General features: G+C 57.1%; 16 protein-coding genes. 9 read left to right on the forward strand and 7 right to left on the reverse strand.

The features are described from left to right. Positions 1-148: 148 nt before the first annotated feature. The 8 genes from O3S85_RS15495 to proB all read left to right on the forward strand — a co-directional run bounded on the left by O3S85_RS15495 (position 149) and on the right by proB (position 7,483). Entirely contained in the window at positions 149-748 is a 600-nt protein-coding gene (locus O3S85_RS15495; protein WP_269541574.1) for a biliverdin-producing heme oxygenase, read from the forward strand. Beyond that, positions 745-2,955, forward strand: a complete 2,211-nt coding sequence (locus tag O3S85_RS15500; protein WP_269541576.1) for an ATP-binding protein — start codon at positions 745-747, stop codon at positions 2,953-2,955. The genes O3S85_RS15495 and O3S85_RS15500 overlap by 4 nt, the downstream gene beginning before the upstream one ends. Beyond that, positions 2,948-3,418 (forward strand): response regulator, encoded by a 471-nt coding sequence (locus O3S85_RS15505; RefSeq protein ID WP_269541578.1) that lies wholly within the window; start codon positions 2,948-2,950, stop codon positions 3,416-3,418. The genes O3S85_RS15500 and O3S85_RS15505 overlap by 8 nt, the downstream gene beginning before the upstream one ends. Beyond that, positions 3,408-4,496 carry an ATP-binding response regulator gene (locus tag O3S85_RS15510; protein WP_269541580.1) on the forward strand — a complete coding sequence of 363 codons (1,089 nt, stop codon included), beginning with the start codon at positions 3,408-3,410 and terminating at the stop codon, positions 4,494-4,496. The genes O3S85_RS15505 and O3S85_RS15510 overlap by 11 nt, the downstream gene beginning before the upstream one ends. A gap of 76 nt (positions 4,497-4,572) precedes the next feature. Continuing rightward, positions 4,573-5,316, forward strand: coding sequence for a UMP kinase (gene pyrH / locus O3S85_RS15515; RefSeq protein ID WP_269541581.1), 744 nt, complete (start codon positions 4,573-4,575; stop codon positions 5,314-5,316). 3 nt (positions 5,317-5,319) lie between these two features. Continuing rightward, on the forward strand, positions 5,320-5,586 hold the full coding sequence (locus O3S85_RS15520) for a hypothetical protein (RefSeq protein ID WP_269541582.1): 267 nt from the start codon (positions 5,320-5,322) through the stop codon (positions 5,584-5,586). A gap of 83 nt (positions 5,587-5,669) precedes the next feature. Beyond that, complete coding sequence (gene frr / locus O3S85_RS15525; RefSeq protein ID WP_269541583.1) at positions 5,670-6,230, forward strand: ribosome recycling factor; 561 nt, start codon at positions 5,670-5,672, stop codon at positions 6,228-6,230. A 110-nt stretch (positions 6,231-6,340) separates the two neighbouring features. Then, on the forward strand, positions 6,341-7,483 hold the full coding sequence (proB, locus tag O3S85_RS15530) for a glutamate 5-kinase (RefSeq protein ID WP_269541584.1): 1,143 nt from the start codon (positions 6,341-6,343) through the stop codon (positions 7,481-7,483). Here the strand turns inward: proB and O3S85_RS15535 are convergent. The 3 genes from O3S85_RS15535 to O3S85_RS15545 all read right to left on the reverse strand — a co-directional run bounded on the left by O3S85_RS15535 (position 7,480) and on the right by O3S85_RS15545 (position 11,085). Continuing rightward, complete coding sequence (locus O3S85_RS15535) at positions 7,480-8,340, reverse strand: segregation and condensation protein A (RefSeq protein WP_269541585.1); 861 nt, start codon at positions 8,338-8,340, stop codon at positions 7,480-7,482. The genes proB and O3S85_RS15535 overlap by 4 nt on opposite strands. Before the next feature lie 47 nt (positions 8,341-8,387). Next, positions 8,388-8,849: a type II secretion system protein gene (locus O3S85_RS15540; RefSeq protein WP_269541587.1), complete on the reverse strand. Its 462-nt coding sequence runs from the start codon at positions 8,847-8,849 to the stop codon at positions 8,388-8,390. Positions 8,850-8,934: 85 nt separating this feature from the next. Beyond that, positions 8,935-11,085 carry an LPS-assembly protein LptD gene (locus O3S85_RS15545; protein ID WP_269541589.1) on the reverse strand — a complete coding sequence of 717 codons (2,151 nt, stop codon included), beginning with the start codon at positions 11,083-11,085 and terminating at the stop codon, positions 8,935-8,937. A 118-nt stretch (positions 11,086-11,203) separates the two neighbouring features. On the opposite strand from O3S85_RS15545, the gene O3S85_RS15550 reads away from it, so the two are divergent. Further along, positions 11,204-11,536 carry a cupin domain-containing protein gene (locus tag O3S85_RS15550; RefSeq protein ID WP_269541590.1) on the forward strand — a complete coding sequence of 111 codons (333 nt, stop codon included), beginning with the start codon at positions 11,204-11,206 and terminating at the stop codon, positions 11,534-11,536. A 1-nt stretch (position 11,537) separates the two neighbouring features. Here O3S85_RS15550 and O3S85_RS15555 read toward each other — a convergent pair whose 3' ends face one another. From O3S85_RS15555 to O3S85_RS15570, 4 genes are all read right to left on the reverse strand, one after another. Next, complete coding sequence (locus tag O3S85_RS15555; protein WP_269541593.1) at positions 11,538-11,906, reverse strand: hypothetical protein; 369 nt, start codon at positions 11,904-11,906, stop codon at positions 11,538-11,540. Positions 11,907-12,313: 407 nt separating this feature from the next. Next, entirely contained in the window at positions 12,314-13,795 is a 1,482-nt protein-coding gene (locus O3S85_RS15560; RefSeq protein WP_269541595.1) for a sulfatase family protein, read from the reverse strand. A gap of 51 nt (positions 13,796-13,846) precedes the next feature. Next, the gene (locus tag O3S85_RS15565) at positions 13,847-15,106 is read right to left on the reverse strand and encodes a type II toxin-antitoxin system HipA family toxin (RefSeq protein WP_269541597.1); all 1,260 of its coding nucleotides are present in this window, start codon (positions 15,104-15,106) and stop codon (positions 13,847-13,849) included. Continuing rightward, positions 15,106-15,450 (reverse strand): helix-turn-helix domain-containing protein, encoded by a 345-nt coding sequence (locus tag O3S85_RS15570; RefSeq protein WP_269541599.1) that lies wholly within the window; start codon positions 15,448-15,450, stop codon positions 15,106-15,108. Before O3S85_RS15570 ends, O3S85_RS15565 begins: the two co-directional genes overlap by 1 nt. Between the last annotated feature and the right edge of the window lie 284 nt (positions 15,451-15,734).

The raw sequence follows: 15,734 nt of genomic DNA on the forward strand, positions 1-15,734 counted from the left end.
TTGTCGTGCGAAATGCAATATATTTTTCTTGACGAAGCGGCATATTGCACTTTGCAGGGGCAAATTTTCTACAATTTTTTCTTTCGGTATTGGTCAGAATAGCGATAATTCGCTTTGATCAAATATTCAGCATTTGCCTATTTCCTTAATGCCAATAGCTCAGCCTGCCTCGATCCGATTCATCCAATTCGTCCGCCAGCAAACCCGTGAGTCTCATGATGAATTGGAGCAAATCATGTCTACCCAATTGGATTGTTCCGAGTTGAGGGGGTATCGTCGTTGGTTGCTGGAATTGTATTCTCTGTGGACTCCGATGGAGCAACGCTTGCTTGAATCGACTCTGTTTGCGGAGCAGCCGTCACTGAGAAGCCTGCTGCGTACCGAGCGCATGCGTGGGGATTTGGCGCATCTATACGGGGAGGAATTTCAACCCGATGCGATGACCTTGGCGGATTTTACATCGATTAGTGCCGCCGCGTCCTCGATTTACGGGTTGGCCTACGTGTGGGCGGGCTCGATTCACGGCGCGCAGGTGCTGGCCACACAGTTGCGCAATGGACTGGAGCTCACCCCTGAAACCGGTGGCGCGTTTTTCATGTTGGACGACCCCAAGGCGTGCCGCGGCGTGCTGATGGCGTTCTACGGTTGGCTCGACGAAAACGTGGTCGATGGCGACGCGCAGACCGCAACTGCCGCCGCTCAGCAGGCGTACCGGATTTTCCTCGATTGGTATCAATTCGCGAAATGATGGATACCAAGCTGGACCCCAATTTACTGACCGATTGCGATAAAGAGCCGATCCACCTCTTGGGCGGAGTGCAGCCCCACGGGGTGATGGTGGTGCTGGATGCCGGCGACTACCGGATTTTGCGCGTGTCGGCGAGCGCGGCGACCGTGTTTGGCATCGAGCCAGAAACGTTGTTGGGCAAGTGCATGCTGCGCTACGTGGAAGACGCGAACCGCGACGACTTGGTTGATCGCCTGTCGAACGCGGCCCGCAATTACGCCAACCCAATGGGGGTGACGCTCAACCTGCCTTCGGGTAAAATGTCTTTCGACTGCATTGGTCACTTTGTCAATGGCGACATTGTGCTGGAGTTCGAGAACCCTGGTGAGCGCGCCCACTACTATGCGCAGGGCTTTTCCGAGCACTACGAGCTGACGCAGAAATGCCTGTCTTACATCACGGGATGCGAAACGATGGTCGACGCCGCGCATTTCATTTGCAAGCAGGTTCGTGAGGCGACCGGCTTTGACCGCGTGATGTTCTACCGCTTTGAACCCGAGGGGCATGGCGAGGTCGTGGGTGAGGCCAAGCGTGATGATTTGGAGGCGTTTCTGGGCCTGCATTACCCAGCGACCGACATCCCCAAGCAGGCCCGTAAACTTTATGAGCGCAATTGGATTCGGCTGATTATGGATATCGGTGCCGAGCCTGCGCCGCTGCTGCCAGCCGATATGCCGACGATGGATATGAGCGACTGCGTGCTGCGCTCGGTGTCGCCCGTGCACATCCAGTATTTGAAAAACATGGACGTGACCGCTTCGATGTCGGTCTCGCTGATGAACGGTCAAGAGTTGTGGGGGCTGATCGCTTGCCACCATTATTCGGGGCCGATGTTTGTGCCCTACACCACACGCTTATCGTGCGTATATTTGGGGCAGCTGGTGTCCGCGCAAATGGTGACCAAGCTGAAGCATGAGCAGTCCGAGCAAGTCGCACACCGCCGACATAGCCTGATCGCCCTGGGCAAATCCATCTCCGATAGCAGCTCGCTAACGGAGGCGCTACGGATGAATGCCGAGGCCCTGCTTAAGGCGGTCCGCGCGGACGGTTTTACGCTTATTGCCGAAGACGAAACGCTCACCATCGGAACGTCGCCGCAAGCCGGATTTCTCGATGCGCTGGTGTGCCAGCCGGAGAAGGGTGCGGCCATATTTTCTCAGAGCATCGTGGCGGATTTCCCCGGTGCGGCGGACCTGGCGGGTGACTGCGCGGGCCTGGCAATGCTGCCATTGGGCACGGACTGGAAGTTGGTCTTTTACCGGGTGGAGCGCGTGCAGGAAATTCGCTGGGCCGGGCGGCCGGACGAGTCTGGTGAAGCCAAGCCGCTGACCCCGCGCAACTCTTTCGAGGAATGGAAGGAAATGGTCCGAGGGCTGTCCGAGGCCTGGTCGTCGGCAGACGTTTCCATTGTCGAGGATTTGCAATCCTGGTTGATGACGTTTGTCATCAAGCGTAACGCTGACCTGAACCGCCTTAACGATCAACTGCATTCGAAAAACGAGGAGATCGAGCAGTTTACCTATTCGGTGTCGCACGATTTGAAATCTCCGCTGGTGACGATCAAGGCATTTTCTGGCGCGCTGATGGAAGACATTGGCAAGGGGCAGTTCGACAGCGCGCAGGACAACTTGCTGCGCATCCAGCGTGCCAGCGATCGTATGGCGGAATTCATCGAAGAGCTACTGGCCTTTTCGCGCATCGGCTCCAAGGGCAAGATGGTGGCGATTAATATGGATGAGCTCCTGGCAGGGATTCGGTTCGATCTTGAGGTGATGACCCGCGAGGTGGGGGCCGAAATCGTCTGTCAGTCGGATTTGCCAAACTGCCAAGGCTGCCATGGCGAGGTGTCGCGTCTTTTCCAAAACCTCCTGGACAATGCCTTGAAATACGGGTGCACGGCCGAGAAGCCCCGCATCGAAGTGACTGGCGCGGTCGATGGCGATTTCTGCATCTACCGCGTGCGCGACAACGGTGCCGGCATCAAGGAGAAATACCATAAGCGGATTTTCCGGCTGTTCCAGCGGCTGAGCTCGAAGACGCAAGGCTCGGGCGTCGGGCTGGCGTCGGTGTTGAAGATCGCCCAGCGCCATGGCGGCAACTGCGGCGTTTCCTCGGAGCCCGGGCAGGGCGCGGAGTTCTGGGTAAAACTACCATTGGGCGATGAATGACTTTGCGACAGATGGCCGCTGCTTCATGCTGCTGCTGGCGGAGGATGAGGACGACCATGCGTGCCTCGTCGAGCGTAGCTTGGCCTGTGCACCGATCCCCGTGGAGTTGACGCGTGTGCGCGATGGCGGCGAGGCGCTGGATTACCTGAACCGGCAGGGGGAATTCGCCCTGGCGGAACCGCCCGATCTGCTGTTGCTCGACCTGAAATTACCGGGTGTGAGTGGTCTGGAGCTGCTGGAGGAAATCAGCCAATTGCCGCGCTTTGCCGCGTTGCCCAAGGTGGTGTATTCCACCTCGGTCGCTCACCGCGATGTGCAGCTTGCCTATGAGTTGGGCGCAAGCTCCTACCTGAAAAAGCCCATGGAGTTCACCGATTTTAAGCAAATGATTAGCGCCCTCTGTTTGTACTGGGGTGTCTGGAATCAAGTCCCACCGATTGATCAATCGAACTATGAGAAGTAAATACAACGTGTTCGTCGTCGAAGATAACGACGATCATTTCAACATCATTAAGGGGCTGCTTTCTGCGAACCAAATGAATGTGAATTCGCTAGTGCGCGCGCAGTCCTCCCATGAGGCCGAGCGGGTGCTTAAGGAGAACAATTTTGACGTAATCCTGCTGGACCTGAGCCTGCCGGACAGCTCGCCAGCGGAGACGATCGACTTGGCAACGGCCTTTGCGCCGAATACCGCCATCATCGTGTTGACCTCGCTTTCCGAGGACGACTTGATCGAGCGTGCGCTTTCCGCGGGTGCTCAGGACTACATCGACAAATATTCGCTGGACAGCAACACGCTGGAGAAATCCATCACGCATGCCGTCGAACGAAAGCGGATCCTGTGTCAGCTCTCGCATAAAAACCAAGAGCTGGAGCGCTTTGGCAGTTTACTCGCGCACGAGATCGCCAATCCGGTGCAGACGATGGCCACCGCGCTTTGGCTGGCACAAGATGCTTTATCCCGCAGTGGCAACGAGGACGTGCTCGACGCCATCAACCTGGGTGTCAAATCCGGCGATCACCTGCGCCAGCTGATCAGTGATTTGCTCAAGCTGACTACGGAGGACAGCTTGGAGCGCGTTAGCTGGGTGGACCTCCACCACGTCGCCACAGAGGTGATTCAATACTGCCTGCTGCTGCACCCGACGAAGGATTATTCCATCGAAATCCTTGGCGATTTGCCGCGCGTGATGGCTTGCGAAACCATTATCAAGCAGGTGTTGCAAAACCTGTTGGTTAACGCGATTCGCTACCGCCGTGAGGAATTTTTAAAGATTCAGATTTTCAGCAAATCCAACGACGACGACCACCGTATTTGCGTGAGTGATAACGGGCAGGGCATCTCCAGCGAAGAGCGGGAGAAAATCTTCAGCATGTTTTACCGCCACCGTTCGAGCAAGGGGAAGGGCATCGGCCTCGGCTTTTGCCGGCGGGTGCTGGAGAAGCACGGCGGCAAACTATGGGTGGACTCAGAGGTCGGCGTGGGCAGCACGTTTTATTTTTCGCTTCCGCAGGTGCAGCCTGAGGCGGCGCTGGTGTAGCAGGCGGGGCTAATTTTCCTCCATGTGGCAAAGTGATTGACGGCTTCCGCTCTTTGCGGCTTAAACATGCCCTGCTATGGCTGACGCAAACTCCGGAAACTCCTCCCCGAAATACAAGCGCATCGTGCTCAAGCTCAGTGGTGAAGCCTTGGGTGATCGTTCCTCTGGTGACGCTATCAGTGGCGAAATCCTCCAACGCATCGCGGTGGAGATAAAGAAAGTTCACGATCTCGGCGTGCAGGTGTGCCTCGTCGTCGGAGGTGGCAATATCTTCCGTGGTAAGCTGGGTGCCGCCAGCGACCAGAAGGTCGACCGCACCACGGGCGACTTCATGGGCATGATGGCCACGATGATCAATGGCCTGGCGCTGATGGACTGCCTGGAGAAAAACGGCGTCCCGGTCCGCGTGCAAAGCGCGCTACATATCGAGGAAGTCGCCGAGCCATTCATTTTGCGCCGCGCGATTCGCCACTTGGAAAAAGGCCGCGTGGTGATCTTTGTCGCCGGCACCGGCAACCCGTATTTCTCCACCGACACGACTGCCGCACTGCGCGCGAGTGAGATCGGTGCCGACGTCATCATGAAGGCAACCAAGGTAGACGGCATCTACAGCGAAGACCCGGTGAAGAACCCGGATGCCGAAAAGTTTGACAACATCACCTTCATTGACGCGCTCAAAAACCAATACGCGGTCATGGACTCAACGGCGTTCTCGCTCTGCCTGGACAACGAGATGCCAATCATCGTCTTCAGCATGAACGAGCCCGACAGTATCCTCCGCGCCGTTCAGGGCGAGCCGATCGGCACGCTGGTTAGCTAAAAAATGGCTCTGCTGGACATCATCATTTTGTGCGCCCTCGTGCGCCTCAATTTGGAGATGAAATCGCCGGTTCCCTGCACGGTGATTTATGTTGTCGTTGCGCTGTTTTTCATGCTGATCAGCGGCTTACCAATTTTCGCGATGCTTGTATCGGCGGTGACGTATGCCGCGATGGCACTTCTTTTCTTCTGGGCGTTGATCAAGACGAAAAACTCTGCCGCCTGGTGGGTCATTGCGGTTGTCGGTGTGCTGGTGCTGGGGATTTTCTAATCGCCCGACAGTTGTTTGGCGTTATTTCGAGTCGCTGCCTTCTTCGCTTTACACCGATTGAATAACCGATTGAAATTCACGCTATGGACCCTGATGAAATTTTGATGACCGCCAGCGACAGCATGAAAAAAGCTGTCGACCACACGCTGCACGAATTCAGCACGATTCACACTGGTAAGGCGTCGCCTGCCATGGTGGAAACGGTGCAAGTCGACGCTTATGGCAGTATGATGGCGCTCAAGGAAGTCGCCGCGATCACCACGCCCGACGCGCGCACGATCAGCGTGCAGCCGTGGGACAAGACGGTGCTGAAAAGCGTCGAGTCTGCCTTGCTCAAGGCAAACCTCGGCTTCACGCCCAACATCATGGGCGACAAGATTTTCTGCCCGCTGCCCGAGCTGTCCAAGGAGCGCCGTAAGGACCTCGTCAAGATGTGCCACAACCTCGCCGAACAGGGCAAGGTCGGTGTGCGTTCGGCCCGCCGCGACGCGATGGACGCGATCAAGGCCGCCGAGAAGGAAAAGGAAATTTCCGAGGACGACCGCAAGCTCTACGAAAAGGAAGTCCAGGCCGAGACTGACAAATACACCAAGGACATCGAGGAGCACCTGAAGAGCAAGGAAGCCGAGCTTCTGAAAGTGTAACGATTGGGGATTTTGGATTTCGGATTGCGGATTTTTGCAATTCGTCTCGATGCCGCATGCCATTTTAAATACTGCTTGGCGCAAAGTAAGCTGCCAAGTTGCTGTCATTCATGTCTGAACCATTCCGCAATCCGCAATCCGCAATCCGCAATGCCAAGCGGGTGGTGGTCAAGCTGGGCACGGGCATCCTCACCTCGACGGTGGGCTGCCTGGATGCGGCGTGTCTGGAGCAGATTGCCGCGCAGATTGCCGAGCTCAAGCAGCGCGGGCTGGAGGTAATTGTGGTCAGCTCTGGTGCAGTGGGTCTGGGCATGGGCCGGCTGGGGCTCACGCAACGACCCAGTCGTTTAGCCGCGCAGCAGGCCTGCGCCGCAGTTGGGCAGAGCATACTCACCGAGACTTGGCAGGGTGCTTTTACGCCGCATAACATCATTGTCGCTCAGCTATTGCTCACCCGGGATGACGTGCGTGGCCGCCGTCGCCATGTGGCGGTGCGCGACCTGCTCGAAGAGCTGATCAGCGAGGGCATCGTGCCGATCATCAATGAGAATGATTCCGTCAGCAAAGCCGAGCTGGAGCTGCTGGGCTTTGGCGATAACGACGTGCTTTCGTCGCTGGTGGCCAGTCTGGTGAAAGCCGATCTGCTCGCGATTTTATCCACTGCGCCCGGTGTGATTGATCGGTTGGGCAGTGGCGAAATTATTCCCTACATTGAGCGGATTTCCGCAGAGATTGAGGCGCTGGCTGGCGGCTCGGAGAGCGCAACCGGCACCGGTGGCATGGTTACCAAGCTGGAGGCCGCGCGCATTGCGACGATGGCCGGAGCCACGGTTTTCATCGGGCATGGCAAGGAGCCGGATATTCTGCTGAAGCTACTCGGTGGCGAAGCGGTGGGCACGATCTTCGCGCCGGGTGATCAGTTGCTCAATGCGCGGCACCGCTGGATCGCCCATTTTCAGGAGTCGCGCGGCCTGCTCAAGGTCGACGCCGGTGCGGCGAGGGCTTTGCAGGAGAAAGGCAGCAGCCTGTTGGCCAAGGGGATTATTGCCGCCGAAGGCGAGTTCGACGTGGGCGATGTCGTCAGCGTGGCCGACCCGGATGGCGTGGTCTTCGCGCGCGGGGTGGTCCACTTCGACCAGGCAACCTTGCAGCCTTTGCTGGGCAAGAGCAACGCGGAGATCGCCGCGGCTCACCCGGACCTGACCCGCATGGAGATTATCCACCGCGACGAGCTGGTGCTGATGCGGCGCTAGTTGGTCGGCTCGCTGTCGGCGGGGGTTTCGTCGAATTCGCTGGTGATTTCCTCGTCGTCAAAGACCTCGGCATCTTCGGGTGTTTCGATGCGCTTTTCGCAGCGGATGTCGCCGTAGGTGATGTCCTGCTCGACGATGAGCTTTTTCAATCGGGTCAGCTCCAGCACTGCCAGAAAGGTCGATACGAGCATATTGATACCGTAAGACTTGCCCTCGAATAGCTCGGTGAAGTTAAAGCGGTCGCGGGTTTCCAGGGTCGTCAGGATATACTCCATGCGGTCGGCGACGGAGACTTGCTCGTCGTGGATTTCGCCGGAGCGCATGCCTTCGGCCAGGCGGCGAAGGACGAGGTTGAAGGAATTCCAGACCTCGATTTTATCGGTCGGCTTGAGCGGTCGCGCTTCTTTTTGGTCGTTGGATTCGCGGAAAATACGCGGTATGAGGTCCTGCTGCTGCTCGACGAGGTCCTGTAGCTGATAGGCGGCCTCTTTGAATTTCTTGTATTCGAGGAGTTGCTGGACCAGTTCCCAGCGCGGGTCGGCCTCTTCTTCGTCTTCGGCGGCCTGCTTCACCTGTTCGTTGGTCGGCAGCAGCATGCGGCTTTTGACGTACATGAGCGTCGCCGCCATGACAAAAAAGTCTCCCGCGATCTCGAGGTTGAGCTGTTCCATCGACTTGAGCACGTCGAGGTATTGCCGAGTCACGCGCTCGATCGGGATGTCGTAGATGTCGATCTCGTTCTTGCGAATGAGGAACAATAGAAGATCGAGCGGCCCTTCGAAAACGGGCAATCGAATGGCGAGTTCCTGGCTTGGGCCCAAGGCACCATCCTGAATTTGTGGGCTGGTATCCGTCACGTTTGGCAGTGGAAATGATCCCCGCCTAAAGTTCAATCGGAAAGCGCTTACTCCTCAATAATGAAGAGGAAGGTATTTGCTCCAGACTCAATCATTTGGCCGGTCGCGAGGTTGCCGTCGTCCACCGCTTGATCGATTTGGACGATCACGTTTTCGCTCGCTTCGTATCCGCTGATGCCGATGGCAAACTGATAATTCGAGGCATCGACAGTCCAATTACCGCCAATGACGGTGGTGTTGGTGATGACGTCGGCGCGAATGTAGTCGTAAAAGTCCGCTGGAGGACCGTTGCCAGTGCCTACCGGGTAAACACCCTCAGTCAAGTTGTAGCGGTTCACGGCTTCGGTGACCGCACGAAAATCATTCAGGAAGGCAGCAACACGAGTTCTTTCGCGAACAGCCTGAAATCCGGGAATCGCCATGGCCAAAAGCACACCAATGATCAGGACTACCACCATAATTTCCAAAATGGTGAAGCCGCGGTGTGGTTGCTTTAGGGATGTATTCATCGCTTAGTTCCTAGATTTTCGGTCTGAAACTAAGGTGAATTCCGTATTCTTGTCCAGTCTAATCCCTGGTATTTGAGCTAAATCTTTAAAAACTTAACAAACGAACGCGAACTTTCGCCTGAAAACCATCTTCGCGCGTAGCGCCCTGGAGGTAGCCGATCACGAACTCGATATCCCAAGAGTTGGCGAACCGCGTTTGCCAGCTGTAGTATTGCTCGACGAGTTCACTCAGCTCGGCATCGATGCGCCATTCGGCGCGCAGGGCGTTGCGTTCGTTGACACGGTATTCGCCGCCGATGAGGAATTGGTTGATATTTGAGCCGGGGATGTCGGTGACCATGTTGGTGCCGACGTAGGCTTGCCACTCCTCGCCGTCGACCACGGTGGTGCGGGTGCTGACTTGTGGGACGGAGGGCGAATTGGGATCGATGCGGACAAAGATAGAGGAAGACAGCCAGTAGGCGGGGCGGACGGTGAGCTCGGTGTAAATATCTGATGCAAAGCGATCACCCGGGCGGACAAATGGACGGTAGGGCGGGTTGATAATGACCTCTGTCGGGCGCTGGTCGAAGCGGAATTCGTGGTAGATGTTAAACTCGGCCATGTCGTAGGAGCCGTAGCCCTTGGCGCGGGTCTGTAGGGAGTTTTCCAGACCGTAGCGGATGGTGTTTTCCGCATAGAGGTCGTCGATGTTGCGCTTGTTGGCGAGGCCTAGGGGGTCGAGGTAGGTGTCAAAGGGGGAGCTGGTGTCGATCTTGGGGATCAGGGTGTTACCCGCGTCCGCGGCCGGAATGTAGCGATACTGGACAATGGGCTTCATCACGTGGCGAAGGCCATCTATGCCCCAGAATTCGTCTTTGACGTTCCAGTGGCCGGTGATCAGTGCTTCGAAATCCATACCGACTTCACCCAGCACGCGGGTGTAGGCCCCGTTGTGGTTGTAGGTGTTCCAGTAGTTGGTGAGCATCGCGCCGGCGACCGGGGTGACGGTGGCCCAATCGTTGAGCTTGGTCGGGCGGTTCAGGCCGTAGTAGGCGTTGAAGCGATTGGAGGTGGTTTCCGCAAACAGGCCGGTGGGGGACTTCTCCGACAGGCTGACGAAGTCTGCGCTGGCCCGGTGGTAAACGGTGGTTTCGAAAATCTCGGAGGGCAGCAGGTTAAAGCTGATTTCCGGCATGCGCTGGGCGACGAGCTCCCAGTCGTTGGGCTGGTAGCGCATGAAGGCACCAAAAACGAAATTATCACCCCGCAAGTTCGCGGATGCCCAGCTGTCCGGGATTTGGTTGTCATAGAAAAGCTCCTCGCGGAAGTCGCGCGTGACCTCGGAGTCCGACCACCAACTGAGGGTGCTGGCGATGTCGATATTGTCACCTACTTCGCCGAGGTGCCGCCATTCGATGAAGTCGCGGCTGCGGCGGATGGGGTTACCCAGTGTGTCCAGGCCAAGCTCGCTGCTGTCTCCCAGGTCGTAGATGAATCCCGTGTTGATGTAGCCAGACTGGTAGCCGTTGTCACCATTTTCGCCCAACTGCCAGTTGTATTTTGCCACCGGACCACCCAGGAAGCCGCGCTCGGAGTAGCCGTCGATATTGGCCCCGATTTTCAGCTCCGGCAACACGCGCACGAGCGCCTGATTTTGCACATAGGCACCGAGATTGCCCTGGTAGCCGACATCGCCGCGGTAATCGATGGGGGAGTCCTCTTCGATGTTTTGCTCGAAGTAGGGCATGTAGAAAATGGGAAACGATCCGAGGCGGAAGGTGGCGTCGTAAACTTCCAGCGTTTCGTTGTCCTTTACTAGGTAGCGCTTGGCCTTGATGTTGAGCGCGTAGGCGTCGGGCTCCTGGAAGTAGATGGTGCCGTCGGTGACTTCGATTTCCTCGTTGTTGCCGGAGATGCTGCCACCCTGCAAGAAGAGCGGGTGCCGGCCCATGCGGAAATCACCCGCGGCAAAGCTGCTGTGAAAGTAATCATACTCCGCCGTGTCGCTGAGGATGCGGAAGGAGCCCCGCGTCAGCTGGACGTTGTCATTGGCCTTGAGCGTGGAGGTGTCCTGCAGGAAGATAATCTCGTCACTCTTCAGGACGATGTTGCCGTGGCTGAGCTCGGCATTGCCCTTGGCGACCATGGAGTTGGTGTCCGCGTCGTATTCCTGGCTATCGGATTCCAACTGGGGAAGCTCAGCGTCGACCTTGGGCAATTGAGCGCCAAGGCTGCTCGTGAAAATTACGCCCATCAGCACAGGGCAGGCAGCTCTCAGTTTAGTCAGCACGCGGGCGACGATAGGGCAGGCGTGGCGCGTTTCACAAGGCTATTTGTTGCATGTTTGCGACCCTTTCCGTTAACTGGTTGCCGTGACGCCAGAAAACCTCCTCGCCAATCTCCCCACGTCGCTGCCCGCTGAGCTGATGGAAGACCTCGTCTGTGCCAATGGCGTGCGCATCGAGCGCATCGTCTCCACCGGCCAATGCTCGGCACCCGGTGACTGGTATGACCAGGCCGAAAACGAGTGGGTATTGTTGCTCGCTGGCGCGGCCCGGTTGGAGATCGAGGAAAACGACTCTTGCCGCAAGCTGGAGCTCCACGCCGGTGACCATTGTTTCCTCCCTGCGCACCAACGCCACCGCGTCGACTGGACCGACCCCGCGCAGCCTACCGTTTGGCTGGCGGTATGGTGGCCAGCATAGGTCAATCGCTCAGAACTTCAAGATAGAGACTCCAGGTATAGGCATCGTGCTGATATGGTGTTGCTGCTGAAACGGGCGGTCCCAACACGGCCTTATCAATCCATTCCGGGTCGATCTCTTTAATTTTGGCTGCTGCTTGAATCGATTCAGTTGAAGGCGATCCGAAAAACGCGAGAATATAGGCGGGCAGGCCGAGAATGACTGCGAGCACTAGCCATATGGTTATTGGTAGTAATACCGGCAGCCACGTTTTCTTTTTCTGCCTGAAAGCCCAGATTGAAGTCACCAATGTGGCTCCGAAAAACAGGAGGTTTAGAATGACTGAGAAGACCAATGTTTTGCCGAATAAAAATAGGTCGGCATGGGCCATATTTAGAAATATCAAGCCTGCGAGCCATCCGCAAAGAACGATGCATAGAGTTAGGATTCGCATGGTTCTTTTTGGCTAAAGTAGAAATATTCGAGAGTGCGGCATGATGGGATCTGTTTTCCCATGTATTCATGATATCACTTTGATTATCGCGATGCTTTACCCAGCGCAGCCTACCGTTTGGCTGGCGGTGTGGTGGCCGGCTGGGTGATTGACCCATTGCTAGTCAAAGGTGGCGGCCGATGTATCATCGGCCAGAATCGCGGCAGTCAAAGTCTGGTTATCAAAGAGGCGCGATTTGCCGATATGGCCCAGGCACGGACCGATTCAATCTATCCGTCTCATCCTCTGGCCGATGGGGACATCGGCCGCCACCTTCTTTGCGCCAGGTTTCTTGATCGCACGCCTCAGTGGGCTGGCACATCGCCGATCTCGAGCATGTGGACGTCGAGTCGGCGGGTCATGTCTTTGACGACGTCGGCATAGGCGGGGTCGTGGTAGACGTTGAACAGCTCCAGCGGGTCTTTCTCTAGATCGAACAACTCCCACTCAGGTGTTTCGCCGCCGGGTTGGGTGCCCTGGACGCCCATGCCCTCGTTATACCAATAGATCAGCTTGTGGTCGTGGGTGCGGATGCCGTAGTGGGCGTAGGCATTGTGCGCGTCGTCGCGGTGCATCCAGTAGCGCTGATAGGCAATTTCGGTCCAGTCGTCGGGCGTCTGTTCTTCCAGGAGCGGGCGCAGGCTGCGGCCCTGCATGTGGCGGGGGATGGGCAAGCCCGCGTAGTCGAGGAAGGTCTCGGCAAAGTCGACATTGCTCGCCATATCTGTGCAAATGGTCCCCGCACAGATGCCCTCCGGGTAGCGGACCAGGAACGGCATGCGAAAGCTTTCCTCGTAGATGAAGCGCTTGTCGAACCAACCGTGCTCGCCGAGGAAGAAGCCCTGATCGGAGGTGTAGACGACAAGGGTGTTTTCGGCTAAACCTTGCTCGTCGAGGTAGTCCAGCAGGCGGCCGACGTTTTCATCGATCGAGTGGACGCACTGCAAATATTTTTGCATGTAGCGCTGGTATTTGAAACGCTTCAGCTCGTCTTGTGATGCGAAGGTAAAGACCTCGCCAGTGACGGAGCAGGTCAGCTCAAAGCCGGTAACATCCTCGGGGAAGGGGATGAGGTCGCGCGGTCCTTTGCCCTCGTGCGGCTCGATGTCGAGGTCCTTGTAATTCATGTCGTGGCTCACGCGCATTTGGGCGTTCATGGCGGCGGCAGCGCGGTTTTTATAATCGTCGTCAAAGGTGTCGGGGACGCGGATCGGGTCAGTGTAAAGACTGCGGTGTTCGGCCTTGGGATGCCAGGAGCGGTGTGGTGCCTTGTGGTGGCACATGAGGAAAAACGGCTTGTCGGCATCGCGCTCGTCTAGCCAGCCAAGGCACTTGTCGGTGATGATATCGGTCACGTAGCCCTCGTCTTTTTGCTCGCCGCTGGCCTCGATAAAGGTGGGGTCGTAGTAGTCGCCCTGGCCGGGCACGACCGACCAGAAATCAAAGCCCGTGGGGCAATGTCCAGGGCCTTCGCCGAGGTGCCACTTGCCGATGATCGCCGTTTGGTAGCCGCCTTGCTTGAGGTATTTGGCGACGTTGGGTTGGCGGTTATCGATGTGCTCATGCAGGCCGAAAACGCCGTTCAGGTGGTTGTGCATGCCGGTGAGAATTGTTGCCCGGCTCGGCGCGCAGATGGAATTCGTGACGTAGCAATGGTCGAAGCGCATGCCCTCGTTGGCCAGGCGGTCGATGTTTGGCGTGCTGTTGATCCCATGCCCGTAAGCGCTGATGGCTTGAGCTGCGTGATCATCGGACATGATAAAGACAATGTTGGGGCGCTGGTTCATGTTTAAACCGCTAACACGTTTTGTTCAGCGGAGAAAAGTCCTTTTGCGCTTTTATTTTTTGGCACCGGGGCTGAGCGCCGCGTCGAGCCGCAGGCTTTTGCGAACCGATTCCATGCCGCCCTGATAGGATTTCAGGATGCCCGGGCGGACGTCGGCGGACGCGGCGAACTCCGGCCATCGGTTGATTGCATTGGCGACCTCGTCGTGTATTTCCCGCATGCGATTGACGGCGATTGAATGCTTGCGCCCCAGCTCGACAATGTCACTGGCCGTGAACAGGCGCTTGCCGTTGATGTTGAGCGCCTGACCACCGTGAAGGCTGCTGACGTAGGTCAAATCGTAAGCCGGCGCGAGCGACCATTGACCGTCATCATCCATTAGGAACGAGAAGTTTTTCGCGTGGTCGTCCTGATTGTGGGCAAGGACGTTGAAGACCATTTGCCGCCAGGCGGACTCGACTTCGCGGATGTCGGAGGTCAGCTCCCGCGTGGCCCTTAGTAGGTGGTCGTAGTCCCAGCCGTCGCGCTTGAAGCCGCGGTGTAACAGCCCGGATAGCGTGTGGCTGTGTATGCGGTGGTTGGGCCTGTCGATCTGGCGGTCGAAGCGCTGGATCGCAAAATGCATCCCACCATCCGACGACGGCACGAGCGCGGTTTCCGGCGTATTGAGCCCCCCTGCGCGCGCCATCTGGAAATAGGCGTGCTCGACTCGGGCGCGCCCGGGCCCCTGACCGGCATCGAGGTCGAATTTCAGCAGCCAGGCACCCATGCCTTGGGGGATCTGGTCCGAGCCGGTCACGATGCGTTTTTGCTGCGGGTCCATGGCGATCAGTATCTTTGGCTGCGCCCCGCCCGCCGAGCCACCGGAGGCGATCACGTCGGTATCCAACTGCTGGGAGTAGTCATATTCGACGACTTGGCGGGCGGCCTTTGCGGCGGCGATTAGATCGACGGTGCGGTTCTTATCCACTTCGCCCGTCCCGGGGGCGTAGGTGAGGGCACCCATCGTGCGCGAGCCGAGAAACGCCAGCATTTGCAGCGGAGTAGGGTCGGGGAGCCCGGCCTCTTTGAAGCGCCGAATGATCACCGCAAAGCCGTAATTGTCCGGCAGGGAATCGGCAAACAGGCCTGCCAAATAATACTGCTCCGGCTCTTCCCAGGGGCCAAGGACGGCGCTCGTGGCGGGTAATTTAATCGGCGACAACTCAAGGCCGCGGCTCAGCCATTCGCGGTCGTATTGGAACCACGCGCCTTGCTCCAGCTCCAATAGCTCGCCGATGCGTTCCCCGTGATAATGGACGTTGAGGCGCATTATTTGGGCTTCCGTTGCTTGGCGGGTTTCTTCGATGCAAATGCCTGCTCAACTTGGTCCAGGGAGGGAAATTCGCTGGGCTTGGGCGTGATTCGCGGAGCAAATAGCTGACCGAAATCACTGAGGCAGCCGAGTGCTTCGGCCACGATCAATAGCCGCTCCAGCGAGATTTGTCCGGTCTCTTCAAAGTGCTTGTAGGTCGACATGGAAATCCCGGTGCGGTCCGCCAGCGCCTGCCGGGACAAGCCCGCTTTTTCCCGCGCCTCTCGCGTGCGCTGCACGAGCTGCGCCAACACCTCTTGCGGTGTCTGCTCAAACTCGTCGACGTCAAAGGTGAAACTCATTTAGACAAAATAATAGCTAAAGTATGACTAAAATCAACAAAATAGCTAATATATTGTCTTTTGAATCGAGAATGGGTTTTAAGCTATTTTGGCTAATATATTAGCTTTAAATGGCATTTTAATGGAAAAATAGCTAATATATTATCCATTATTGCCTACTTTGTCTCGTAAAACAGCAAGGGCCTACGCAAATCACGTAAGCCCTTGAAGGAAAATGGTGGCCAGACCGTGTCTACGAGCGCAGCGAGTGTGGGAGCCGATCAGGCGACCTACCAGCGATTCAA

Source organism: Cerasicoccus sp. TK19100 (assembly GCF_027257155.1).
GTDB classification, from domain to species: Bacteria; Verrucomicrobiota; Verrucomicrobiia; order Opitutales; family Cerasicoccaceae; genus Cerasicoccus; species Cerasicoccus fimbriatus.